This is a genomic window from Sphingomonas sp. PP-F2F-A104-K0414, assembly GCF_004340945.1.
In the GTDB taxonomy this organism is placed as follows: Bacteria; Pseudomonadota; Alphaproteobacteria; order Sphingomonadales; family Sphingomonadaceae; genus Sphingomonas.
Genome location: NZ_SLYD01000001.1, coordinates 836103 through 858930, shown reverse-complemented (window position 1 = coordinate 858930; position 22828 = coordinate 836103). Strand labels below are relative to the sequence as shown.

At 65.2% G+C, this 22828-nt stretch carries 21 protein-coding genes and 2 tRNA genes; 7 read left to right on the top strand and 16 right to left on the bottom strand.

The genetic code is table 11. The features are described from left to right. Positions 1–33: 33 nt before the first annotated feature. Positions 34–834: a hypothetical protein gene (locus C8J46_RS03795; RefSeq protein ID WP_132735104.1), complete on the top strand. Its 801-nt coding sequence runs from the start codon at positions 34–36 to the stop codon at positions 832–834. Between the two features lie 187 nt (positions 835–1021). Further along, positions 1022–2161 (top strand): VacJ family lipoprotein, encoded by a 1140-nt coding sequence (locus tag C8J46_RS03790; RefSeq protein WP_243643202.1) that lies wholly within the window; start codon positions 1022–1024, stop codon positions 2159–2161. A 489-nt stretch (positions 2162–2650) separates the two neighbouring features. Here C8J46_RS03790 and C8J46_RS03785 read toward each other — a convergent pair whose 3' ends face one another. Beyond that, positions 2651–3952 carry a hemolysin family protein gene (locus C8J46_RS03785; protein WP_132735102.1) on the bottom strand — a complete coding sequence of 434 codons (1302 nt, stop codon included), beginning with the start codon at positions 3950–3952 and terminating at the stop codon, positions 2651–2653. A gap of 195 nt (positions 3953–4147) precedes the next feature. On the opposite strand from C8J46_RS03785, the gene C8J46_RS03780 reads away from it, so the two are divergent. Further along, positions 4148–4822, top strand: a complete 675-nt coding sequence (locus C8J46_RS03780; protein WP_132735100.1) for an OmpA family protein — start codon at positions 4148–4150, stop codon at positions 4820–4822. A 139-nt stretch (positions 4823–4961) separates the two neighbouring features. Here the strand turns inward: C8J46_RS03780 and C8J46_RS03775 are convergent, their stop codons facing one another. The 8 genes from C8J46_RS03775 to C8J46_RS03740 all read right to left on the bottom strand — a co-directional run bounded on the left by C8J46_RS03775 (position 4962) and on the right by C8J46_RS03740 (position 14909). Continuing rightward, positions 4962–5309, bottom strand: coding sequence for a tRNA-binding protein (locus C8J46_RS03775; protein WP_132735098.1), 348 nt, complete (start codon positions 5307–5309; stop codon positions 4962–4964). Then, on the bottom strand, positions 5296–5970 hold the full coding sequence (locus C8J46_RS03770; RefSeq protein WP_056054264.1) for a glutathione S-transferase family protein: 675 nt from the start codon (positions 5968–5970) through the stop codon (positions 5296–5298). Before C8J46_RS03770 ends, C8J46_RS03775 begins: the two co-directional genes overlap by 14 nt. 239 nt (positions 5971–6209) lie before the next feature. After that, the gene (gene gltB, locus C8J46_RS03765; RefSeq protein ID WP_132735096.1) at positions 6210–10718 is read right to left on the bottom strand and encodes a glutamate synthase large subunit; all 4509 of its coding nucleotides are present in this window, start codon (positions 10716–10718) and stop codon (positions 6210–6212) included. Continuing rightward, positions 10715–11188 (bottom strand): hypothetical protein, encoded by a 474-nt coding sequence (locus tag C8J46_RS03760; protein WP_132735094.1) that lies wholly within the window; start codon positions 11186–11188, stop codon positions 10715–10717. The genes gltB and C8J46_RS03760 overlap by 4 nt, the downstream gene beginning before the upstream one ends. Then, positions 11185–11481, bottom strand: a complete 297-nt coding sequence (locus C8J46_RS03755; RefSeq protein ID WP_132735092.1) for a nucleotidyltransferase domain-containing protein — start codon at positions 11479–11481, stop codon at positions 11185–11187. The genes C8J46_RS03760 and C8J46_RS03755 overlap by 4 nt, the downstream gene beginning before the upstream one ends. Continuing rightward, positions 11478–12920 carry an NAD(P)-dependent oxidoreductase gene (locus C8J46_RS03750; RefSeq protein WP_132735090.1) on the bottom strand — a complete coding sequence of 481 codons (1443 nt, stop codon included), beginning with the start codon at positions 12918–12920 and terminating at the stop codon, positions 11478–11480. Before C8J46_RS03750 ends, C8J46_RS03755 begins: the two co-directional genes overlap by 4 nt. A gap of 151 nt (positions 12921–13071) precedes the next feature. Beyond that, on the bottom strand, positions 13072–13881 hold the full coding sequence (locus C8J46_RS03745; RefSeq protein ID WP_132735088.1) for an undecaprenyl-diphosphate phosphatase: 810 nt from the start codon (positions 13879–13881) through the stop codon (positions 13072–13074). A 50-nt stretch (positions 13882–13931) separates the two neighbouring features. After that, the gene (locus C8J46_RS03740) at positions 13932–14909 is read right to left on the bottom strand and encodes a complex I NDUFA9 subunit family protein (RefSeq protein ID WP_132735086.1); all 978 of its coding nucleotides are present in this window, start codon (positions 14907–14909) and stop codon (positions 13932–13934) included. Between the two features lie 112 nt (positions 14910–15021). Here C8J46_RS03740 and C8J46_RS03735 point away from each other — a divergent pair. Beyond that, positions 15022–15108, top strand: a tRNA-Leu gene (locus C8J46_RS03735). Between the two features lie 346 nt (positions 15109–15454). On the opposite strand, the gene C8J46_RS03730 is transcribed toward C8J46_RS03735, so the two are convergent. Next, on the bottom strand, positions 15455–16213 hold the full coding sequence (locus tag C8J46_RS03730) for a DUF1134 domain-containing protein (RefSeq protein WP_132735384.1): 759 nt from the start codon (positions 16211–16213) through the stop codon (positions 15455–15457). A 238-nt stretch (positions 16214–16451) separates the two neighbouring features. Here C8J46_RS03730 and C8J46_RS03725 point away from each other — a divergent pair. Continuing rightward, positions 16452–16544, top strand: a tRNA-Ser gene (locus C8J46_RS03725). Positions 16545–16626: 82 nt separating this feature from the next. On the opposite strand, the gene C8J46_RS03720 is transcribed toward C8J46_RS03725, so the two are convergent. The 5 genes from C8J46_RS03720 to C8J46_RS03700 form a co-directional block, all read right to left on the bottom strand. Next, positions 16627–17694: a 5-(carboxyamino)imidazole ribonucleotide synthase gene (locus tag C8J46_RS03720; RefSeq protein WP_132735084.1), complete on the bottom strand. Its 1068-nt coding sequence runs from the start codon at positions 17692–17694 to the stop codon at positions 16627–16629. Positions 17695–17718: 24 nt separating this feature from the next. Continuing rightward, positions 17719–18195 (bottom strand): 5-(carboxyamino)imidazole ribonucleotide mutase, encoded by a 477-nt coding sequence (purE, locus tag C8J46_RS03715; protein WP_132735082.1) that lies wholly within the window; start codon positions 18193–18195, stop codon positions 17719–17721. Positions 18196–18437: 242 nt separating this feature from the next. Beyond that, positions 18438–19124 carry a 2,3-diphosphoglycerate-dependent phosphoglycerate mutase gene (gpmA, locus tag C8J46_RS03710; RefSeq protein WP_132735080.1) on the bottom strand — a complete coding sequence of 229 codons (687 nt, stop codon included), beginning with the start codon at positions 19122–19124 and terminating at the stop codon, positions 18438–18440. A gap of 148 nt (positions 19125–19272) precedes the next feature. Further along, on the bottom strand, positions 19273–20421 hold the full coding sequence (locus C8J46_RS03705; RefSeq protein WP_243643201.1) for a M14-type cytosolic carboxypeptidase: 1149 nt from the start codon (positions 20419–20421) through the stop codon (positions 19273–19275). Then, a complete protein-coding gene (locus C8J46_RS03700; protein ID WP_132735076.1) occupies positions 20418–21032 on the bottom strand; it encodes a DUF4136 domain-containing protein in 615 nt (204 codons plus the stop codon). Before C8J46_RS03700 ends, C8J46_RS03705 begins: the two co-directional genes overlap by 4 nt. Positions 21033–21189: 157 nt before the next feature. Between C8J46_RS03700 and ykgO the strand changes: the two genes are divergently transcribed. Next, positions 21190–21315, top strand: a complete 126-nt coding sequence (gene ykgO / locus C8J46_RS03695; protein WP_003046794.1) for a type B 50S ribosomal protein L36 — start codon at positions 21190–21192, stop codon at positions 21313–21315. Between the two features lie 4 nt (positions 21316–21319). Further along, positions 21320–21934, top strand: a complete 615-nt coding sequence (locus C8J46_RS03690; protein ID WP_132735382.1) for an HAD-IA family hydrolase — start codon at positions 21320–21322, stop codon at positions 21932–21934. A 108-nt stretch (positions 21935–22042) separates the two neighbouring features. Here C8J46_RS03690 and C8J46_RS03685 read toward each other — a convergent pair whose 3' ends face one another. Next, the gene (locus C8J46_RS03685) at positions 22043–22642 is read right to left on the bottom strand and encodes a L,D-transpeptidase family protein (RefSeq protein ID WP_132735074.1); all 600 of its coding nucleotides are present in this window, start codon (positions 22640–22642) and stop codon (positions 22043–22045) included. Positions 22643–22828 lie beyond the last annotated feature (186 nt).

The window sequence follows — 22828 nt, the reverse complement described above, 5'->3', positions numbered from 1 at the left end:
GCCGCCCGCAGCGCGCGGCGCTACGGTATAGGAATGAACGAAACTTCCGCGACTTCCGCCTCAGGTCTCAGCCTGCTGCCCGACGGCATCGCCACGCTGACCGCGATCCACTTCACGATCATCGCCGTGGTGGCGATCCTCGTCGTGATCGGCCTGATCTGGGGCATCCGGGCCAAGCGCAGCCGCACCAAGGCCACGCACGACGTGATCGCCAACGCCAAGGAGGCCGGCGTTCCCCCCGCGCCGATCGACGCTGAACCCGAAACGCGCACGGCCTCGCAGTCCCAGGTACAGGCGCAGACGGTGGCCCCGGTTACGCCGCCCCAGCCCCCGGTCCAGGCCCAGACCTCGATCCAGCCCCAACCCGAGCACACGCCCGCGGTTCGTACTGCGCCTGCGCCTGCGCCGATCGCCGACACGCCCGACTCTGACGTAGCGCCAATACCCGATCGTCTGGCGGACGAACCGATCGCCGCCGCCGCGCCGCTGGACGCCAGCCCGGCAACCGAAATGGCGCCGCCGACATCGTTCGAACCCGCCCCGATCGCGCCAGCGCCCGCACCCATCGGGTCGCCACAGCCAACACCATCCTATGCAGACGATCCCGTCACGCAGTTGAAGGGACTCGGCCCGAAGGTCGCCGCGCAGCTCGGCGCGCTCGGCGTTGCAACGATCGGCCAAATGGCGGCGCTGTCGGAGAGCGAGGCGCAGCGGATCGACGCGCAACTCGGCAACTTCACCGGACGGATGGGCCGAGATCGCTGGATCGAGCAGGCGCGGTTACTCGCGGCGGGCGACAAGGCCGGGTTCGAGGCGGTGTTCGGCAAGCTGTGAGCCACGCACTCGGACGCATGACAACGCATCGAAGGTGTGCCGCTGGCCTGATCAGTTAACCGCGACCCTCGGCGGAAATGACGATTGGCTCTATGCTCCACGCGCGCCGACGGGCATGTCGGGCGCGCCGCATCTCGATGTAGGAGAGCGGCGGATAACAGGGCGATGAGTGCACATGCTGGTAACGATGAGCGCAATGCTGTTGACGGCTGCCCCCGTTCACGTGACGGCCGCGCCGATATCGTTGCCCGGCGATGCCGCAAGTGCGGCGCTGGCCGGCGCGGTGCTGTCGCCCTTCGCGGGTGACTTCCCGGCCGCCGCGTCGATAGCGGTTTCGCCACTTGCTCTGGCCGTGTCGCTGCCGGCGATCGAGATTTTTCCCCAGGGGCTGCCGACGCAGGACATTCCGCCGGTCGGCCCCGCGCCGTTGGGGACCCCGCCTGCCCAGCGGACTCCCAACGACATCCCCAAGGATATCGTCGTCACAGGCCGCAAGGAGACCGCGGGAGATCCGTTGCGCGCGGTCAACGCCGAGTCGTTCGCGGTGACGCAGAAGGTCGACGACGCCGTGATCGGGCCGGTCGCGCGGACCTACAAGAACAACGTGCCGAGCCCGATCCGCCGCGGCATCCACAATTTCCTATACAATCTGCGCGAGCCGATCGTCTTCCTGAACTTCCTGTTGCAGTTCAAGCCGGGCAAGGCGGCGGAGACGGTCGGGCGGTTCGCGATCAACACGACCATCGGCGTGGCGGGTGTGCTCGACATGGCAAAGCGCAAGCCGTTCCATTTGCCGAGGCGCTCGAACGGGTTTGCCAACACGCTCGGCTATTACGGGGTAAAGAATGGCCCGTTCCTGTTCCTGCCGATCGTCGGGCCGACGACGATCCGCGACCTGTTGGGCGGCGCGGTCGATCGCCTGATCCTGCCGGTCGGCGTCGGTCATCCGTTCACCAGCACGTCGTACACGGTGCCGGCGGGTATCCTCGGCGCGCTAGATCATCGGTCGGAGTTCGACCAGACGCTGAAGGACCTGCACGACAACTCGCCCGATCCGTACGCAGCGACGCGGGCCTTCTATCTCAACCGGCGGCAGGCGGAGATCGACCATCTCCACGGCCGCGTCGAGGGTGATCCTGCGGGCATGTCCGGGCCACCGCCAAGTGTCGTGCCGTTCGTACCGAGCGACCTGGAGCCGGGGGCTAAGCCGGTTTCGGAAGTACCGGCGGAGAGTTCCAGCGCGCCTGCCGTTGGTGAACCCGGAGTTGACCCCGCGGTTGCGGCTCCAGCCGTCAACGCAAAGACCGAGGCCGAGATTCGCCCGTAAACGAGAGCAGAGGCTTACCATCCCCTTTCCGTTCGTGCTGAGCAGATATCTGCGCGCGGACCAAGACCACGATATCGGCCGCCCTTCTCCGTTCGTGCTGGGTAGAGACCGAGTAGCTCCGTCAGGAGCGTATCGAGGGCTCGTATCGAAGCATGGGTTCCGAGCGCCCACCCATCCTTCGATACGCGGCTTCGACAAGCTCAGCAGCTACTCAGGACGAACGGAAGGGAATCAGGACGGTCTGCGAACCGAGCAGGCGGCGAGAAAACCATCAATCCGCCCCTCCGGTACCGTACAAAAGCCCGTCACCCCAGCGTACGCTGGGGTCTCCCAATTGGGATCCGTCGCGCGCAAAACGGGGAGATCCCAGCTTTCGCTGGGATGACGGTTGTTAGGAAGTCTCGCCAGCCGGAGCGGAGCGGATCAGAAGTATCTGTACGCCGGTTTTGCATCTGAACTTCGCCCAAGCACCCACGCCCGGCGGAGTCCTCAGACTTCGCTCACCAACAACTTGTCGATGCGCCGCCCATCCAGATCGACGATCTCGAACTTCCAGCCCTGCTCGACAAAGCTCTCGCCCTCACCCGGCAGATGGCGAAACACCGACAGCGCCAGTCCCGCCACGGTCGCGTAGTCGCGGTCTTCAGGCAGGTCGATGCCGAGGCGATCGGCGAGCGAATCCGCCGCCATCGTGCCTGCCACCAGCAAAGAGCCGTCGTCGCGCACCACGACGGACGGCGCATCGTCCGGATCCGAGTCCGACTTGAACTCGCCTGCGATCGCCGCGAGCAGATCCGCCGGCGTGACGATGCCTTCGAAATGTCCGTATTCGTCGTGGATCAGCGCCATTGGCACTTCGGCTTCGCGCAGTGCGAGCAGCGCGTCCATCGCGTCGATCTGGTCGATCACGACGGGTGCTTTCCGCATCAAGGCGCGCAGGTCGATCGGCTCGCTGCGGAAAAGTGCGGCGGCGATGTCGCGCGCCTGGACGACGCCCTTGACCGCATCGATCGAACCTTCGCCTACCGGCAGCCGCGTATGCTGCGACGCAAGCAACGTCTCGCGGATTTCGTCGGGACCCCAGTCGCAGTCGAGCCAGTCGATTTCGGTACGCGGCGTCATCACTTCGCGGACCGGGCGATCCGCGAGGCGAACGACGCCCGAGATGATCGAGCGTTCATGCTCCTCGATGATCCCCGATTTCGACGCCTCGGCGACGATCATGTGGAGTTCTTCGGCGGTGACGTGCTCTTCCGATTCACGGTTGAGGCGGAGCGCACGGAATATCAGCGCGCTGGTCGAATCGAGCACCAGCACGATCGGCGCGGTGCCGATCGCGAGCCAGCGCATCACCGGCGCCATGAACGACGCGATTGCCTCGGGCGCCCGCAGCGCGAACTGCTTGGGGACGAGCTCGCCGATGATCAGCGACGCGTACGTGGTCAAACCGATGACGATCGCGAACCCGACGGTCTCGGCGGTCGAGGCGGACAGCCCCCACGCCTGCAACCTTGCAGCGGTCGGCATGCCCAAGCTGGAGCCCGAATAGGCGCCCGCCAGGATACCGATCAGCGTGATGCCGATCTGGACGGTCGAAAGGAACTTGCCCGGGTCTGCCGCAAGAACCAGCGCGGCGCGCGCGCCCTTCTTGCCCTGGCGCGCCATCGCCTCGAGCCGCGCTTTGCGTGCGGAGACGATCGCGAGTTCGCTCATCGCGAACACGCCGTTCAACGCGACGAGCGCGAGGATGATCGCGACGTCGATCCAGGGGAAGGGGGGAAGCGGTGCCATTGGCTCAGGCGCTCTTTGCAGGACAACGGTCCGTCGCACAACCGTCCTTACGTACTGGCTTGCGCATACTCGACATCGGACCGCGAAGATGGTCAGGCTCGGTTCAGTGCGCAGGCGGAACAATCGTCGTGACACCGGGTTATCGGCGGTATCGGGCGAAATGCCGTCATCCATCATGTCCCAGGGAGATTATCTATGAAAACCAAGATGTTCGCAGGTGCTGCGATCGCCGCACTAATCGCTACAAGCGGCTGCACCACCGATCCCGAGACCGGTCGCCAGACGATCTCGAAGACCGCACTGGGCGGTATCGGTGGCGCGCTGGGCGGCTATCTGCTCGGCGACGTGGTCGGTGGACGGCATGACCGGACCGAGAAGCTGCTCGGCGCGGGCATCGGTGGTCTCGCCGGGGCGGGGATCGGCGCGTACATGGACAAGCAGGAACGCGACCTGCGCGCGCGCACTGCCGGCACCGACGTGCAGGTGATCCGCCAGGGCGACGACCTGGTGCTCAACATCCCGTCGGGCATCACCTTCGCCTATGACAGCGCGAACGTGCAGCCGCAGTTCCAGCGGACGCTCGACCAGGTCGCCGACACGCTGTCGCAGTATAACCAGACGTATATCGACGTGTACGGGCATACCGATTCGACTGGCAGCGACGCGTACAACCAGACGCTGTCGGAGCGTCGTGCGCGGTCGGTCGCGGATTATCTGGCGGGTCACGGCGTGCAGACTGCGCGCATCGGGACGCGCGGGTACGGCGAAACGCAGCCGATCGCGTCGAACGACACCGATGCGGGCCGGGCGGCGAACCGTCGCGTCGAGGTGAAGATCGTGCCGATCTCGCAGAACGACATGCGGCAGTAAGGGTGTCTTCTGATCCTCCCCCGCCAGGGGGAGGTGTCGCCGAAGGTGACGGAGGGGGAGGACACGGAACAAAGGTTTTCCCTTTCCTCCCCCCGTCTGGCAAGGCCGGCCACCTCCCCCTGGCGGGGAGGATTATTGTTTAGAACAGCCGCCCGCCGTTCGTGACTTGCCCGGTCGGCGAGATCAAGACCACCTTGCCGTCCGCATCGGGGAAGCCGAGCGTCAGCACCTCGGACATCATCGGCCCGATCTGGCGCGGCGGGAAGTTCACGACCGCGGCTACCTGCCGGCCGATCAAAGTCTCAGGCGTATAGTGTTCGGTGATCTGCGCAGATGAGCGCTTCACGCCGATCTCCGCGCCGAAATCGATCCGCAGCTTGAACGCGGGCTTGCGCGCTTCGGGGAAGGGTTCGGCTTCGACGATCGTGCCGACACGGATGTCGACCTTCTCGAAGTCTGCGAACGTGGTTACCTCAGAAATCGACATTGTCGTAGTGCGCCGGCGGTGAGATCAGTTCCATCCGTTCGGACAGCAGCGGGCGGAAGCTCGGGCGGCTCTTGAAGCCGCGATACCAGCGCGCGGTCTGGTCGTGGCCCTTCCAGTCGATCCCGCCGAGATAATCGGTGACCGAGATTTGCGCGGCCGCCGCCAGATCGGCGAGGCTCATCGTTGCGCCGCCGAGCCAATTCCGGTGATCGAGCAGGTAATCCATGTAATCGAGATGCCCGACCGCAGCCTTCATCGCCTCGCGCAGGCCCTTGGCGTCAGGCGCAGTACGATGCGCGAGACGCTTGACCATGCGTTCGTGGAGCAGCGGCCCGGTGACGTCGCGGTAGAAATGCGTGTCGAACCACGTGACCAGCCGGCGGATCTCGGCGCGGTTGGTCGCGGTGCCGTTGATCATCGCCGCCTTCTCGACGGTTTCCTCGAAGAATTCGCAGATCGCCATCGAATCGATCAGCGGCGCGACGCCGCGCGACGCGTCGACCATCACCGGGGTCTGGCCGGCGGGGTTCATGTCCATGAACTCGTCGCGGCGATCCCAGGGCGATTCGCGCACCAGCTCGTAGCCGACCCCCTTCTCGCCCAGCAGCAGGCGCACCTTTCGCGAGAAGGGACACAGGGGGAATTGATAAAGCTGCCACATGCCATCCGTTTAGGCGGTGGGGGGCGTGTGTGTCACTAGCGCGGGTTGGCGTCGCGTAAGAAGATTTGGTTCACGCGGAGGCGCGGAGACGCGGAGGTGTTGCGCTCGCCGCGAGCGAAGCTCCTTCATCACGGATCGTATTAGGAGAGATGCAGAGGGACTTTAGCTCCGCGTCTCCGCGTGAAACCCTCTAACTTGCACCACCCCGGCGGGCGCCAGGGTGGTGTGAGGGCTTGGGCTTATTCCGCCGCGACCAGTTCTGCGCTGTCGTCCAGTGGGTGCGACAAGCGCGTCAGCATTTCCTTCGGCACGATCTGCCAGAAATGGCCGGCAACCCGGTCCCAGTCCTCCAGCAACCCCTTCGACCATTTGCTGTCGGTATGGTCCGCGTGATCGCGGACCAGGTCGAGCAGCACGTCGGCCCAGTGGAGCGACTTCACGCGGTCCCAGGTGATGTTCTCGGGGTTGGCGCGCTTCGCGAAGACGCCGTCGGGATCGTAGACGAACGCCATGCCGCCGGTCATCCCCGCGCCGAAGTTCGCGCCGACCGCGCCGAGCACCACGGCGATGCCGTTGGTCATGTACTCGCACCCGTTCGCACCGCAGCCCTCGACGACGACGATCGCGCCCGAGTTGCGGACCGCAAAGCGCTCACCCGCCTGCCCTGCCGCGAACAGCCGGCCCGACGTTGCGCCATACAGCACGGTGTTGCCGATGATCGTGTTGTCTTGGCTCGCCAGCGGCGAGCTCACCGCCGGCCGAACGATGATCGTGCCGCCCGAGAGCCCCTTGCCGACGTAATCGTTCGAATCGCCGAACACTTCGAGCGTGATACCCTTGCACAGGAACGCGCCGAGCGACTGGCCCGCCGACCCCCGCAGACGGATCGTCACGTGGTTGTCCGCGAGCGTCGACATGCCGAACTTCCGCGTGATCTCGCTCGACAGCCGGGTCCCCACCGCGCGGTGCGTGTTGCGCACCGAATAGGTCAACTGCATCTTCTCGCCGCGCGAGAACACCGCGGATGCGTCCTTGATGATCTGCGCGTCGAGGCTGTCGGGGACTTCGTTGCGGAAGGTCGACAGGCTGAACCGGCGCTGCGAATCATCCGCATCGACCTTCGCCAGGATCGGGTTCAGGTCGAGATCGTCGAGATGCTCCGCGCCGCGGCTGACCTGACGCAGGAACTCGGTGCGGCCGATCACGTCGTCGAGGCTTTTCACGCCGAGCCGCGCGAGGATGTCGCGGACTTCCTCGGCGATAAAGGTCATCAGGTTGATCACCTTCTCGGGCGTGCCGACGAACTTCTGGCGAAGCGCGTCGTTCTGCGTGCAGATGCCGACTGGGCACGTGTTCGAGTGGCATTGCCGCACCATGATGCAGCCCATCGCGACCAGCGACAGCGTGCCGATCCCGAACTCCTCCGCGCCGAGGATCGCGGCGATGACGATGTCACGCCCGGTCTTGAGCCCGCCATCGGTGCGCAGCCGCACGCGACCGCGCAGTCCGTTGAGCGTCAGCACCTGGTTGACCTCCGACAGCCCCATCTCCCACGGCGTGCCCGCGTACTTGATCGACGTCTGCGGCGACGCGCCCGTGCCGCCGACATGGCCGGCGATCAGGATCACGTCGGCATGCGCCTTCGCAACGCCCGCCGCCACGGTGCCGATGCCCGCCGACGAGACCAGCTTCACACACACGCGTGCGCGCGGGTTGATCTGCTTCAGGTCGTAGATCAGCTGGGCGAGATCCTCGATCGAGTAGATGTCGTGGTGCGGGGGCGGCGAGATCAGCGTCACGCCGGGCGTCGCATGGCGCAGCTTGGCGATGAACTCGGTGACCTTGAAGCCGGGCAACTGGCCGCCCTCACCGGGCTTTGCGCCCTGCGCGACCTTGACCTCGATCTCCTCGCACGCGTTCAAATATTCCGCGGTGACACCGAACCGGCCGCTCGCGACCTGCTTGATCGACGAGTTGGCGTTGTCGCCGTTCGCGTACGGCACGAAGCGCGACTTGTCCTCGCCGCCCTCACCCGAGACGGCCTTCGCGCCAATCCGGTTCATCGCGATCGCCAGCGTCTCGTGCGCCTCGGGTGACAGCGCGCCGAGCGACATACCGGGGGTGACGAAGCGCTTGCGGATCTCGGTGATCGCCTCGACCTGGTCGACCGGAACGCCCTCCGCGGGGAAGTTGAACTGGAGCAGATCACGCAGATACACCGGCGGCAGATCGGACACGCCGCGCGAGAATTGCAGATAGCTCGTATAGCTGTCGGTCGCGACCGCGGTCTGGAGCAGGTGCATCAGCTGCGCGGAATAGGCGTGCGTCTCGCCGGTGTGCCGTTGGCGATAGAAGCCACCGATCGGCAGCGTCGCAACCGCCGGATCGAACGCCGCCTCGTGGCGATCGGTCGCGTTGACGTGGAGCGAGGCATAGCCCTCGCCGCTGATCTTCGCGGGCATGCCGGGGAACAGGTCGTTGACCAGGCTGCGCGAGAGGCCGACCGCTTCGAAATTATAGCCGCCGCGGTAGGACGAGATGACCGCGATGCCCATCTTCGACATGATCTTGAGTAGCCCCTCCTCGACCGCGACGCGGTGGCGGCGGAGGCATTCGGCAAGGTCGAAATCGCCGAACAGCCCGCGCGACTGGCGATCGACGATCGCGGCCTCGGCGAGATAGGCGTTCACGGTGGTCGCGCCGACGCCGATCAGCACCGCGTAATAATGCGTGTCGAGGCACTCGGCCGAGCGGACGTTGATCGACGCATAGGAGCGCAGGCCCCGGCGGACGAGGTGGGTGTGGACCGCGGCGACCGCGAGCACGCCGGCAATACCGACGCGGTCCTCGCTGATCGCCTCGTCGGTAAGGAAGATCTCGCTCTTGCCCTGGCGAACGGCCTGCTCCGCCTCGTTGCGGATCCGCTGGATCGCCGCGCGGAGCTTTTCCGGGCCGCCACCGACGTCGAAGGTGCAGTCGATCTCGGCGACTGCGTTACCGAAATGCGCCTTCAACCGCGACCAATGTTCGCCGGTCAGCACCGGCGAATCGAGCACCAACACGCGCTCGCGCTGGTCGCGGACGTCGAGGATGTTGGCGAGATTGCCGAACCGCGTCTTGAGCGACATCACGTGGCGCTCGCGCAGCGGGTCGATCGGCGGGTTGGTGACCTGCGAGAAGTTCTGCCGGAAGAACTGGCTGATCAGCCGCGGCTTGTCGGAGATGACCGCGAGCGGCGTGTCGTCGCCCATCGAGCCGATCGCTTCCTTCGCGGATTCGACCATCGGCGACAGGATCAGTTCCATGTCCTCCATCGTCTGGCCCGCCGCGACCTGACGGCGCGCGAGTTCGGCACGATCATAGCGCACGATCGCGTCCTCGACCGAGGGCAGGTCGGCGAGCGTGTGGAATTCGCCGATCATCGCGGCGTAATCCGCCTCGCCCGAGATGCGATCCTTCACTTCGCGATCCTGGAGCAGGCGGCCTTCGTCGAGGTCGACCGCAATCATCTCGCCCGGTCCGAGCCGGCCCTTGGCGACGATCGTCGATTCGGGAACGACGACCATGCCGCTCTCGGAGCCGACGATCAGCAGGCCGTCCGACGTCAGCGTATAGCGGAGAGGGCGCAGCGCGTTGCGGTCCATGCCGGCGACCGCCCAGCGGCCATCGGTCATCGCCAGCGCGGCGGGGCCGTCCCATGGTTCCATCACCGACGCGAGATACTGGTACATCGCGGTATGTTCGGGCGGCATGTCCGGGCTGGCGGCTTCGGGGACTAGCATCAGCTTGGCGGTCGGCGCATCGCGGCCCGAGCGGCAGATCGCCTCGAACACGGCATCCAATGCGGCGGTGTCGGACGCGCCGGCGGGGATCACCGGCTTGATGTCCTCCGAATTGTCGCCGAACGCGAGGCTCGCCATGCGGATCTCGTGGCTGAGCATCCAGTTCTTGTTGCCGCGGATCGTGTTGATCTCGCCGTTGTGCGCTAGGCAGCGGAACGGTTGCGCCAACCACCATTGCGGGAAGGTGTTGGTCGAATAGCGCTGATGGAAGATCGCGACGCGGCTCTCGAAGCGCTGGTCGCACAGGTCCGGATAGAAGACCGACAGCGATTCGGCGAGGAACAGCCCCTTGTAGATGATCGAGCGGCACGACAGCGAGCAGATGTAGAAGCCCTGGATCTGCGCCGCGATCACGCGCTTCTCGATCCGGCGGCGGACGAGGTACAGCGTCTTCTCGAACTCAGCGGCGTCCTGTTCCTCGGGCAGCGGGCCGGCAATCATGATCTGCTCGATCTCGGGCCGCGTGGCTTGCGCCTTCTGGCCGATCACCGACACGTCGACGGGCACCTGCCGCCAGCCATAGATCGTGTAGCCCGCTTCGATGATCGCGCTCTCGACGATCGTCCGGCAATCCTCCTGCGCGCCGAGATCGGTGCGGGGAAGGAAGATCATGCCGACCGCGAGACGGTTCGGGCGCACCTTGTGGCCCGACGCGGCGACCGCGTCGTCGAAGAAGCGCAGCGGCAGATCGATATGCAGGCCGGCACCGTCGCCGGTCTTGCCATCCGCATCGACCGCGCCGCGGTGCCAGACGGCCTTCAACGCATCGACGGCAGACTGCACGACGCGCCGCGACGCGCGGCCATCGGTGGCGGCGACGAGGCCGACGCCGCACGCATCGCCCTCGAACTCGGGGCGGTACATGCCTTCGGAGGCGAGGCGGGCGCGTTCGGTTTCGTTGGTCATGCCAACCATTCCTTCTTGTCGACGTAGGTGAGCGCGCGCTGGGTAGCGGCGCGGAGAATGTCGGTGGCCTGGACCGCCTCGATCAGCTTGGAGAACCGTGCCTCGCTGGTCAGCGGATAGTCGTGGACCAGGCGATTGCGCAGTTTGACGACTGCCATCCAGCCGTCGGCGCTATCGATGATCCGCAGCGCCTCCATCCGGTTGGCGACATCGCGAGCGTACATATCCTTCGTATCCACCGCGCGTACCTGGAGGATGGTGCGGAACAGCCGCATCAACTGGTCTTCCAATTGCTCGACCGTTTTCAGCAGCGCGCGCGATCCGACGCGGCCGTGTTCCGTCATCGCCTCGAACGCCGGCAGATCGGTCGGCACGGTACCGAGCAACCGCATGTCCTCGTCGAGAGCGACGGTAAGCGACCGCACCCGCTCGCAGATGATTTCGAGGATGTCCTCTTCGGGTTCCGTCACAGCACGATCCCATCGCGATAGGCGATGCGCTCGAACCCACGCGGCGTACCGCCACGGATGGTGAGCACCACATCGACCTTTTGCGGATCGATCTGTTGAAACAGCCTGTCCTCGAATTTCCCGCGGGCACGCCCTTCGTCTGCAACGTCATCGACCTCGATGTGGAGATCGATGTCGCCGCCGCGCTCGCTGTCGTCGACCCGGCTGCCGAACAGGCGCACGACCGCAGTTTCGCCGAACGTCTCCGCAGCGGCCTCCTTGATCGCCGCGACCTCTTCGGGTTTCAGCCTCATGCCGCGATTCTCGCGTTGGCCGCCTTGGTCTTCAGCCATTTGTGCATCGTCGCGGCGACGTCGCGGCCGTCGCGGATCGCCCAGACGACGAGGCTCGCACCGCGGACGATGTCGCCCGCCGCGAACACGCCGTCGAGCGAGGTCATCAGCGTCTTGCCGTCGACCAGCACCGTGCCCCAGCGGCTCACGCCCAGTTCCGGCGTTGCGAACAGCGTCGGCAGGTCCTCGGCATCGAAGCCGAGCGCCTTGATGACGAGATCGGCGTTCACCGAATAATCGCCCGCGGGATCGGGTTCGGGTGCACGGCGGCCGCTCGCATCAGGCGCGCCGAGACGCATCTTCCGGACCTTCACGCTCGACACCGTGTCACCGCCATCGAAGCTCTGCGGGCCGGAGAGCCAGACGAACTCGACGCCCTCCTCTTCGGCATTCGCGACTTCGCGCTGCGAACCAGGCATGTTGGCGCGGTCGCGGCGGTAGAGGCATTTCACCGACTTGGCGCCTTGGCGAATCGCGGTACGAACGCAGTCCATCGCGGTGTCGCCACCACCGATCACGACGACGTCCTTGCCCTCTGCATTGAGGCTGCCGTCGTCGAATGCGGGAACGGCGTCGCCGAAGCCCTTGCGGTTCGACGCGACGAGGAAGTCGAGCGCCGCGACCACGCCGTTCGAACCGCCGCCGGGCAGGTCCATCGCGCGCGCCTTGTAGACGCCGGTCGCGATCAGGATCGCATCGTGGCGCTGGCGGAGATCGTCGAGGCTCGCATCGTCGCCGACCGCGAAGCCTTCGTGGAAGACGATGCCCGCCACCTTGAGCCGCTCGACGCGGCGCATGACGATGGGCTTTTCGAGCTTGAAGCCGGGGATGCCGTAGGTGAGCAAGCCGCCAGCGCGATCGTAGCGGTCGTAGACATGAACGTCGTAGCCATGACCGCGCAGATATTCCGCCGCGGTTAGGCCTGCCGGCCCCGCACCGATCACGCCGACTGACTGGCCGCGCGACTTGCCGGGCACCAATGGCTCGACCCAGCCATTCTCCCAGGCGGTATCAGTGATGAACTTCTCGACCGAGCCGATCGTGACCGCACCGTGCCCGGTGAATTCGATGACGCAATTGCCCTCGCACAGCCGGTCCTGCGGGCAGATCCGGCCGCAGATCTCGGGCATGGTGGAGGTCGCGTTGCTCAATTCATACGCCTCGCGCAACCGCCCCTCCGCGGTCAGCCGCAGCCAATCGGGGATGTGATTGTGCAGCGGGCAATGGACCGAGCAATAGGGCACGCCGCACTGCGAACAGCGTCCGGCCTGCTCCTCGGCGGGCTCGACCGCATAGCGTTGCGCGATCTCACGGAAATCGTCGGCCCGCTCGTCGGCGGTGCGTTTGTCGGGATAGGATTGTTCCCGGTCGACAAATTTGAGCATCGAATCGTTCGCCATGATAGCCTCCGACAGCCGCGTTATTGCGCGATCAGCGCCTTGTCACGACTAAATCAACATATATGACAGCTGCAATGTCCTATATACCTATTTTTTACGTCCTCTTCTTTCGCGGACATTCTGAACTGCAATTATTTGTACCGATCCGGACTTACTTGCTCAACAGCCAGATCAACGCCGCCGAACCGGCTACGACACGGTATAGCGCGAACGGGACAAAGCCGTGCTTGGTGACGATGCCAACAAACCACTTCACCACCAGCAGCGCCACGACGAATGAGACCGCCGCGCCAATCGCGATCGCACCCAGCCCGACGCCACCGCCGCTCGCGATCGCATCGCGGTTCTTCAGCAACTCAAGCGCACTCGCGCCCAGCATCGTCGGGATCGCAAGGAAGAAGCTGAACTCCGCCGCGGTCCGCCGCTCGACGCCAAGCGCCAGTGCGCCGAGAATGGTCGCGCCCGACCGGCTGACGCCCGGGACCATCGCCAAACACTGCAAGAAACCGATGCCGATCACCGTCTTCAGCGGAATGTCCGCGACGCCGCTGATATCGCTACGCGGCGCGAACCGCTCGACCGCTAGGATCGCGAAACCGCCGACGACCAGCGCGATCGCGACGACCTCGGCATTGCCGAGCAACGACTCGATATATTTGTGGAGCGCGAGGCCGATCACCGCCGCCGGAATGAACGCGACCACCAGATTGCGCAGGAACAGCCACGATTTCGGCTCGCGCTTGATCAGCCCCATGCCGACCGCCCAGAACGTCCGCCAGTACAATACGACGATCGCGAGGATCGCGCCGAGCTGGATGACGACGTTGAATACCTCCCAGCGGCCTGCATCATAGCCAAGCAGACGTGTGGCCAGGATCAGGTGGCCGGTCGACGAGACGGGCAGGAATTCGGTGATCCCCTCGACGATGCCAAGGAGGATGACGGTAAGAAGGTCGGTCAAGCAAGCGCTCCAGCGTCTTGGGTATCAGGCAGGCAGGGACAGCCTAAACGTCAGACTGCGCCGCGGCCGTCGAGCAATTCGGTCGGCGTCGCAGCGCGGGTCGCCGCACGACGGCCGAACCGCCCGGCCTTGCGAAAGCGCACCAGCCAGCCCGGCGCGACCGTCGACAGCGGCGTCGCCTCGATCCCGAAGGCCGCGAGACCATCGGTACCGGTAACGACATTGTCGCTCTGCAGCATCGTCCACTGATCCTTGGTGATCGGCATGCCGGGCAGGAAGCCGGCCTTGGCGATCATCGCGCCGGCAAAGTCCGGCAGCTCGACGATCGAGGGATTGCGGCCGATCGTCGTGGCGATCCAGCGGATGAGGTTACCCATCGTGATGATGTCGGGCCCGCCGAGTTCCAGCGTCTGGCCGCCGTACGTCTCGGGATCGGACGCCGCTGCAACCACCGCATCCGCGACGTTGCCGACAAACACCGGCTGGAACTTGGCGCCCGCGCGCAGCACCGGCACCACCGGCGCCTTGGCGATCATCCCGGCAAAGCGGTTCACAAACTGGTCTTCCTGGCCGAACACGATCGACGGTCGCAGGATCGTCGCGGTCGGGAACGCCGCGAGCACCGCCGCCTCGCCCTGCCCCTTCGACTTGCCGTATGCGGATGCGGACTCCGGATTTGCGCCGATCGCCGAAACATGGACGAGCGCACCGACGCCCGCCTTGGCCGCGGCTTCCGCAACCGTCTGCGCACCGAGCGCCTGTACGCGCTGGAAATCGCCGGCGAGCACGCCGACCAGGTTCACCACCACGTCCGAGCCGTGGATCGCATGCGCGATCGTCTCGGGCTTGGTGACGTCGGCGCCGACGAACTGCGTCTGGCCGAGCCCGCCGAGCGGTTTCAGGAAGAACGCCTGCCGCGGATCGCGCTGCGCGATGCGGACGCGTGCGCCCGTCGCCAGCAGCGCCTGTGCGACATAGCGGCCGACGAAACCGCCACCCCCGATCAGCGTCACCAGTTTGTCGTTCATCGCGCGTCCGTCCACTTTGTTTTGCCTACCAATCACGAATAACCCCTTGCCCCAGCAAGAGGCGTGTTGACAAGCATCGCGACCCTCCCCTAGAGGCGCCCTCCTACCCCGTGCCCGGATGGCGGAATTGGTAGACGCACCAGCTTCAGGTGCTGGCGATCGCAAGGTCGTGGAGGTTCGAGTCCTCTTCCGGGCACCATTTTCCAAATGCGTTTGGAAAATCCAGATGTCGCGCTTAGCGCACCGTTTTTGATTGGCTTAAGTCTGCGACCAGATGGAATCCGAGCGGTTCACGTGACACTGACTGAACTCTTGGCGCTATCAGGTCGACGCGGCCGCATGAGATCGCCGCGCACCAGCCCTGATCTGTCCGATCTGCACCTCGCGAACTACTGACACGGCGCGCCGGGACCTGTTCAATACGGATATGCCTATTCGGTAACTCCCGAAAAAGGCGCCACCGATAATCTGCATATGCTCGCTTCCGCCGGCGCCAACCATGCTCTTTACGTTGCGGGTTTACGTTGCCGGCGATGCCGACCGCATCAGAACGGCAACCAACGGCTCTTATGCGTGAGATTCATATACCCGACGTTCACGCCTGCGCGCCAGCCAACGCCTAGTCGGATCGGAATCAAGACGACGTTGCCGCGGCGAAGGTAGGTCGCAGCGAATCCCCCCACGAGATAAAGGCGCCCTTCGACCGCGGGAAACCGCTTGTAGAGTTCTTCCGTGTCATAAAGATTGTAGACGAGCACGAAGACCTTATTGGCGTCGCCACCGACATCGAAGCCCACCGAAGGCCCGGTCCAATAGACCGGCTGCTGGCCCTCGACCTTGTGGCTCATGATACCCGAGCCGTACCGCACGCCGAGAATGAACGCTCCAGAGGCCTCGCGCCCGGCGATATAAGCGTTGGGCTGACCTTGGTCCTTGAGTATCTTTTCAAGCAGCCCCCCAAGTCCGGCCGCCCCCTTGCCGAACACGCCTTCACCTGCCGCCAGCAGATCATCGCGCTCGTAGGTATCGGCGGCCTGCATCGTCGCTTCGGCGCGCGTTTCCGGGGCCTGCTGGCTAACAGGCGGAGCAGGTGTAGGAGTAGGACCCGCCTGAACAGGAGGCTCCACATAGGTAGGGCGCGACGGCTGCGTCGTCGCCTGGCCGCGTGATGGCGTGGAATATACCTGCGCGGAAAGGTCGCCATCGATCGCCTGGTTTGGATCGATCGTGCGGACCTGCGCCGACACGGTGCCCCCACAGAGGGCCGCCGCTAAGGCGCCAAGGCCAAGCCATAAGCTACGCATGTCGATCGATCCCCACACTATCAAGGCACCCTGCCGACGGTAGGTTAACCGACGCGTGCCTTGCCGTGCAATGAACGAGCGCCAAGTACGTGTCGAAATCGGGCGAAGTCGGGCCAATACGGGATGAGCGACGCGTTTGTCGCCCGCACCCACCAAACCGGCGGAATTCGCGCAAACCGCCATTACAGCCGTTGCTCAGTACGCCGACCCTCGCTATAGCCCCGCATCTGCTGCAGCCGGAGACGTGGGTGAGTGGCTGAAACCAGCGGTTTGCTAAACCGCCGTACCGGGTTTACTGGTACCGAGGGTTCGAATCCCTCCGTCTCCGCCACTTCTGTAATAAATTCTGCTTTTCCTTCGATAAGTCGCGCGGCGCGCCAAGGTGCCTATTGCTCCGCGGGCAGCATCAACCGTCAGCGAGTGATCCGCGTGACGTGGCCCATCTTACGCCCTGGCCGCGCGGTGCCCTTGCCATACAGATGCAGGTGGGCGCCGGACTCAGCCAGCAACGCTGCCCAGCGGTCGGCATCGTCGCCGATCAGGTTTTCCATCATCGCCTCACGCCCCGTCAAGGTCGTCGCACCCAGCGGCAAGCCGCAGATCGCACGGATGTGGTTTTCGAATTGCGAGCATTCGGCGCCTTCGATCGTCCAGTGGCCGGAATTGTGTACGCGGGGCGCCATCTCGTTGAACACCGGGCCGTCCGCACCGACGAAGAACTCGCACGCTAATATGCCAACATAGTCGAGTTCGGCCGCGATCCGCTGTGCCAGCGCTGCAGCTTCGTCGGCTTGGGCCAGCACGGCGGCGGGCGCGGGGACGGACGAGTGGCGGAGTATCGCGTCGCGGTGGACGTTGAGTGGCGAATCGTAGCGCGCGATGCTGCCGTCGAGGCCGCGGGCGATCAGGATCGAGAACTCGTGTTCGAACGGCACGAAAGCTTCCAGCACTGCCGGCCCGCCGATCGCGTCCCACGCGGCTTGCGCCGCGGCGGGCGTGTCGATCTTGACCTGACCCTTGCCGTCATAACCGAAGCGCGCGGTCTTGAGGATGGCGGGGGTACCGATCGCCTTCAGGCCGGCCTGCAGGCTTTCGAGGCTGTCGACCGCAGCCCAAGGTGCCGGGCGGCCGCCGACGCTCTCCACGAAGCGTTTCTCGCCGATCCGCTCCTGCGCCACGCGGAGCGCGCGCGGGCTCGGGTGGACGGGGACGCGGTCTGCGAGCCACTCTACCGGCTCGACTGCGATGTTCTCGAACTCGTAGGTGATGACGTCGCAGGCGTCGGCGAAGTCGGCCAGCACGATGCGGTTGTGGTAGTCGGCGCGCGTCATGGTCGAGGCGGACTGCGCGGCGACGCTCTCCTGGTCGGGCGCGAGGACATGCGTGTGATAACCGAGCTGGGCTGCGGCGGTCGCGAGCATGCGGCCGAGCTGGCCTCCGCCGAGGATGCCGATGGTCGATCCGGGGGGAAGCGGCGTCATGTCTTGGAGTCCTTGAGGCGGGCTTCAGGCGGGGTCGGTGGCGACGCCGTCGGTCTGTGCCGCGCGCCACGCTTTAAGGCGCTCGGCCAGCGCGTCGTCGGACGTCGCTAGGATAGCGGCCGCCAGAAGACCGGCGTTGATCGCGCCGGGCTTGCCGATCGCGAGCGTGCCGACCGGGATGCCGCCGGGCATCTGGACGATCGAGAGCAGGCTATCCATGCCCTTGAGCGCCTTCGATTCGACGGGTACGCCGAGCACCGGGAGATGCGTCATCGAGGCGGCCATGCCGGGGAGGTGCGCCGCGCCGCCGGCACCGGCGATCACCACCTTGAGGCCGCGGTCGGCGGCGGTGGTCGCATAGTCGTAGAGGCGTTGGGGCGTGCGGTGCGCGGAGACGACCTTGGTCTCGTAGGCGACGTCGAGCGCGTCGAGCGTCTCGGCGGCGTGGCGCATCGTCTCCCAATCGGAGGTGCTGCCCATGATGATGCCGACTAGAGCCATTTCCGTCCCCGGATCAAAGGAGCGCCGTGCCTAGCGACGTGGGGGGGATTGGGCAATGTTTTGGTGGCGTCGGGCAGCGACCAGCCAGCGAGCGCCATCGACATCGCCCCTGCCGCACCTCCCCGGCGGAGGCCGGGGTCCAGTTGGGGAACGTCGCTAACCGCGGACGGCGTTCCGTTATTGCCACCTTTCCAACTGGGCCCCGGCCTTCGCCGGGGTGGTGTTGCTTGCCGAGAAAGGCGTCAGCGCTCGCTTAGGTAGTAGCGGTCGGTGGCGGTCAGGTCGGCGTCGAGTTCGTAGACGATCGGCTGGCCGGTCGGGATCTCGAGGCTGGTGATCTCGTCGTCGGGGATGTTGGAGAGGTGTTTCACCAGCGCGCGGAGCGAGTTGCCGTGGGCGGAGATCAGAATGCGCTGACCGTCCTTGAGCGCGGGGGCGATCCGCTCGTCCCAATAGGGGAGCACGCGGGCGATGGTGTCCTTAAGGCTCTCGGTCCTGGGGATCGCGATGCCGTCGTAACGCCGGTCCTTGGACAGGTCGAACTCGCTACCGTCGTCGAGTACGGGCGGCGGGACGTCGAAGCTGCGGCGCCAGATATGGACCTGTGCGTCGCCGTGCTTGGCCGCGGTCTCGGCCTTGTCGAGGCCGGTTAGGCCGCCATAGTGACGCTCGTTCAGGCGCCAGTCCTTCTCGACCGGGAGCCAGAGCCGGCCCATCGCTTCCAGCGCGATGTTGAGCGTCTTGATCGCCCGGGTCTGGAGGCTGACGAAGGTCTGGTCGAAGTCGAGGCCCTTGGAGGCCATCAGCTCGCCGGCGGCCTTGGCCTCGGCCTCACCCTTGGCGGTCATGTCGACGTCCCACCAGCCGGTGAAGCGGTTCTCGAGGTTCCAGGTGGACTGGCCGTGGCGGATCAGGACTAGGGTCGGCATTCGGGCTCCTGGGATGGCGCGGGTTGGTATCAACAACTATCCGTCATCCTGACGAAAGTCAGGACCCAGGGTAACGGGACGTCGCCCATCTTGGCTCTGGGTCCTGACTTTCGTCAGGATGACGGCAGATACGGTATGCCGTGGGCGATCAGATTTCGTCGATCATGCCGGCGAGCGTCTCGAGTATCGCATGCGCGAGCTGTTTCGAGCGCTCGGGCGACCAGCCGAATTCGGGATCGGCGTTGGCGTCGTGATCCTTGAACGGCATCTCCAGCGTCATCGACACCGCGCCGAAGCGCTCGGCGAGCTGGTTGGTCGACATCGACAGGTTCGCCGAGCCCGGTGCGGACTTGGGATAGCCCTTCTCGGTCTGGAAATCGGGCGTGTGCGCCGCGAGCCGCCGGCCGTATTCGTAGAACTTGTCGCCGTGCGCGTCGGTCCAAGAGGGGATGCCTTCGAAACCGGCGATGAAGTTCGCGGGGATCGCCTCGTCGCCGTGGATGTCCATCGCGACGTCGACGCCGGTCAGGTCCATCGCGTTGCGGACGCACAGGACCTCGGGGCTCTTCTCAGGCGTCGGCGTGTGCCATTCGCGGTTGAGGTTCACGCCCACGGCATTGGTGCGCAGATGGCCCCGGCGCGTCCCGTCGGGGTTCATGTTGGGGACGACGTTGAAGGTCGCCTTAGCCAGTAGCGCGGCAGTGATCGGATCGGCCGGATCGGTCAGCCGCTCGAGCGCGCCTTCCATCCACCATTCGGTCATCGATTCGCCGGGATGCTGGCGTCCGTAGATCCAGACCTGCTTGGGCCCCGACCCGATCGTGAAGCAATCGATCGCCTGACCGTCGAGCGACTGGCCGAGTTCACGGTGCGTGACGCCCGGCAACAACGCGGTGCGGGCCACCAGCGCCTCGTGCATCTCCATCGTGTACGGCGCGAAATAGGCGAACCAGGCGAGATCGGTGTCCGCGGTAAAGTCGAACTCCAGTACGCCATTTTCATAGCGCGTCTCGATCATCCGCCACGCTTGGCGATCGGTGCTGGCGCGCGTCTTGTAGCCCGGCCAGCCGAACGGATAGGCCGACTTGCCCGCATTGAGAATGCGGTAGGTCAGTTTCCGCCCGGCCGTGCCCGCCACCCGGAAATAGAACCATTGGAAAAAGTCGGACTGGAAATCGGTGACGATCTCCAGGTCGATTCGATCCCCGTCGATGGCGACAACACGGATGTTGCCGCCATCGAAGGCTGCGTTGATGGTAACGGGAGTAGCGGCGGGACTCATGGGCTTGTCGTTCATTTCACCTGAATAGTGCGGCCGGACTCGCCGGGGAACCCCATGAACAAGGCCTGCGCCAGCTTGGTGGCCTGGATATCGGTCCGTGCGTCCTCCTTGCGGGCGTCGGCGAACGACTGTGCGCGACCTTCCCAGACGGGCGACTGGTCCGCGGTGCGCTTGATAGTCACCGATAGCTCTGAGACGAGGATCGCGGTGCTCCCGCCGCCGCCGATCGGGAAGCCGACCCCACCGCCGAGACCGACGCCGCCACCGCCACGACCGCCGCTAAAGCCGCCGCCGCCGAGGCCGATGCTGATCGGCGACCGCTTTGGTGGGCCAGCCTGGGTGGTGCGCGTGAAGCCGACGGTCGCGACCAGTAGCGGCTTAGCGCCCGGCGTCGGCACGCTGTAACCCGCCTTGAGCAACTCGCCCTGCACGGCGGCGGCGTAGGTCTTGAACTCGAGGCTGGCGGGGCCGCCGCCGGTGAGCGGCTGGACCGCGATCGTCCCGCGGTCGATCGGCTCGCCGAGATGATAGCGCAGCACCTCGGTCGGGGGCAGCGACGGGCCAGTCGCGCACGCGGTGAGGGATGCGCCTGCCAGCGCTAGGACCAGGATCGAACGTACCGCCATCGGGACTTCCTTAGAATGTTGCGCTATAGTAACGCTCTGACCAGCCGAGTGGGTTCCCGGATGGTCGGAGCGTGTCCGTTGCTTGACTTGGACACACCCCGCCATTAGGCGATCCCGTCTTTCCGCACACCTAGATTTGAAAAGAAGCGAATCGATCATGAAGATCCGCAATTCCCTGAAGTCGCTCAAGGATCGTCACCGCGATAACCGTGTGATCCGTCGTCGTGGCCGTACCTACGTCATCAACAAGACCAACCGTCGCTTCAAGGCACGCCAGGGCTAAACCCCTGGTTGCCGCCGTCATTTTTGACGTCGGTCGTGTTCTTTACGACTGGGATCCGCGGATCCTGTACGAGCGCCTGATCGATGACGATCGGGCGCTCGACGCGTTCCTGCGCGATGTCGTGACGGTCGACTGGCATTTCCAGCACGATGCTGGCCGCGACTTCGCCGACACCTCGGCGGAGCTGGCTGCGTTGTATCCGCAGCATGCCGCGCTGATCGCCGCCTGGGGGCCGCGATTCAACGAGAGCATCGGTGCGCGAATCGCCGGAATGCATGAGATCGTCGAGGAGCTGGACGCGGCCGGCGTACCGCTGTTCGCGATCACGAACTTCAGCCACGAGTTCTGGCCACCCTTCCGCACGCGTGAAGCCCATCTGTTCGACAGATTCCGTGACGTGGTCGTGTCGGGCGAAGAGAAGATGGTGAAGCCGGATGCGGCGATCTATCGGCTGGCGTTGGCGCGGTTCGGGTTGGCGGCGGCAGACGCGGTGTTTGTCGACGACAACGCGGCGAATGTGGCGGCGGCGCGAACGCTGGGGATCGAATCGGTGCTGTTTACGAACGCAGCGGATTTCCGTGCGCGATTGGTCGAGTTGGGGCTCCCGATCTCAGCGTAGCACTATCGCCTACCCGAAGCTTGTTTCCCCGCGAAGGCGGGGACCCAGCCTGGGCTCCCGCCTTCGCGGGAGAACAAGGAGGGGATTACTGCCCTCGCCTCTTTGCAATCACCGATCGAGCGAAACCGACTGGCGCAAATTGGCGATCGCGGTCTCCTGATCCGCAACCGGCGGCTCCGGGGCCACGCCACCCTCGAAATCATCCGTTACCGTCACTGTCGTCCCCAGCATCGTCACCCCGAACAATTGCTTCGCAAAGCCAAGCGGTACGCGGATGCACCCGTGCGATGCGGGGAAGCCCGGATTCCGGCCCGCGTGGATTGCAATCCCGTCCCAGGTCAGGCGCTGCATGAACGGCATCGATGCGTCATCGTACAGGCTCGACTTATGAACCGCGTTCTTCTGCAGGATCGGATACGTGCCGAGCGGGGTATCCTTGCCATCCTTGCCGCTCGAGATCGTCGTCGCCGCGATCATCGTCGCGCCACGATAGACGAACGCACGCTGCTCCAGCAGACTGATGACGATGCTGACCGGCTCGCTAGAGCCGTTGTCCTTCCAGACGAATTGGTTCGGCGAGAGCTCGGTCGCAGCCTGTTCGATCGGCATCGCCGCAATTACGGCGGCCGATGCGGCCCACGCGGGTTGACCCGCGAACAGTGCGAACATCAACCCCAATGCCGTAGCAGACTGCACGATCCTGCTCATCTCTTCGTAGCTCTCCGAGTCTCGATATTGCGTCCAACGCACGATTCTCCAGAACGTGCCGTCGCGCCGCTGAGTCGACGAAGCGACCCCAAGCCGGGGTAGTTCGAGGGAACGGACCCACAACCAGTGGAAATGGTTGCAGAATATTCACCGAAAATCGGCTATACGTTCGGTCACGGGAACTGG

Bases quoted from the DNA above. Each gene is read 5' to 3' on its own strand.
- C8J46_RS03795 (WP_132735104.1), top strand. From the start codon at position 34: ATGAACGAAACTTCCGCGACTTCCGCCTCAGGTCTCAGCCTGCTGCCC.
- C8J46_RS03790 (WP_243643202.1), top strand. From the start codon at position 1,022: ATGAGCGCAATGCTGTTGACGGCTGCCCCCGTTCACGTGACGGCCGCG.
- C8J46_RS03785 (WP_132735102.1), bottom strand. From the start codon at position 3,952: ATGGCACCGCTTCCCCCCTTCCCCTGGATCGACGTCGCGATCATCCTC.
- C8J46_RS03780 (WP_132735100.1), top strand. From the start codon at position 4,148: ATGAAAACCAAGATGTTCGCAGGTGCTGCGATCGCCGCACTAATCGCT.
- C8J46_RS03775 (WP_132735098.1), bottom strand. From the start codon at position 5,309: ATGTCGATTTCTGAGGTAACCACGTTCGCAGACTTCGAGAAGGTCGAC.
- C8J46_RS03770 (WP_056054264.1), bottom strand. From the start codon at position 5,970: ATGTGGCAGCTTTATCAATTCCCCCTGTGTCCCTTCTCGCGAAAGGTG.
- gltB (WP_132735096.1), bottom strand. From the start codon at position 10,718: ATGACCAACGAAACCGAACGCGCCCGCCTCGCCTCCGAAGGCATGTAC.
- C8J46_RS03755 (WP_132735092.1), bottom strand. From the start codon at position 11,481: ATGAGGCTGAAACCCGAAGAGGTCGCGGCGATCAAGGAGGCCGCTGCG.
- C8J46_RS03750 (WP_132735090.1), bottom strand. From the start codon at position 12,920: ATGGCGAACGATTCGATGCTCAAATTTGTCGACCGGGAACAATCCTAT.
- C8J46_RS03740 (WP_132735086.1), bottom strand. From the start codon at position 14,909: ATGAACGACAAACTGGTGACGCTGATCGGGGGTGGCGGTTTCGTCGGC.
- C8J46_RS03730 (WP_132735384.1), bottom strand. From the start codon at position 16,213: ATGCGTAGCTTATGGCTTGGCCTTGGCGCCTTAGCGGCGGCCCTCTGT.
- C8J46_RS03720 (WP_132735084.1), bottom strand. From the start codon at position 17,694: ATGACGCCGCTTCCCCCCGGATCGACCATCGGCATCCTCGGCGGAGGC.
- purE (WP_132735082.1), bottom strand. From the start codon at position 18,195: ATGGCTCTAGTCGGCATCATCATGGGCAGCACCTCCGATTGGGAGACG.
- gpmA (WP_132735080.1), bottom strand. From the start codon at position 19,124: ATGCCGACCCTAGTCCTGATCCGCCACGGCCAGTCCACCTGGAACCTC.
- C8J46_RS03705 (WP_243643201.1), bottom strand. From the start codon at position 20,421: ATGAACGACAAGCCCATGAGTCCCGCCGCTACTCCCGTTACCATCAAC.
- C8J46_RS03700 (WP_132735076.1), bottom strand. From the start codon at position 21,032: ATGGCGGTACGTTCGATCCTGGTCCTAGCGCTGGCAGGCGCATCCCTC.
- ykgO (WP_003046794.1), top strand. From the start codon at position 21,190: ATGAAGATCCGCAATTCCCTGAAGTCGCTCAAGGATCGTCACCGCGAT.
- C8J46_RS03685 (WP_132735074.1), bottom strand. From the start codon at position 22,642: ATGAGCAGGATCGTGCAGTCTGCTACGGCATTGGGGTTGATGTTCGCA.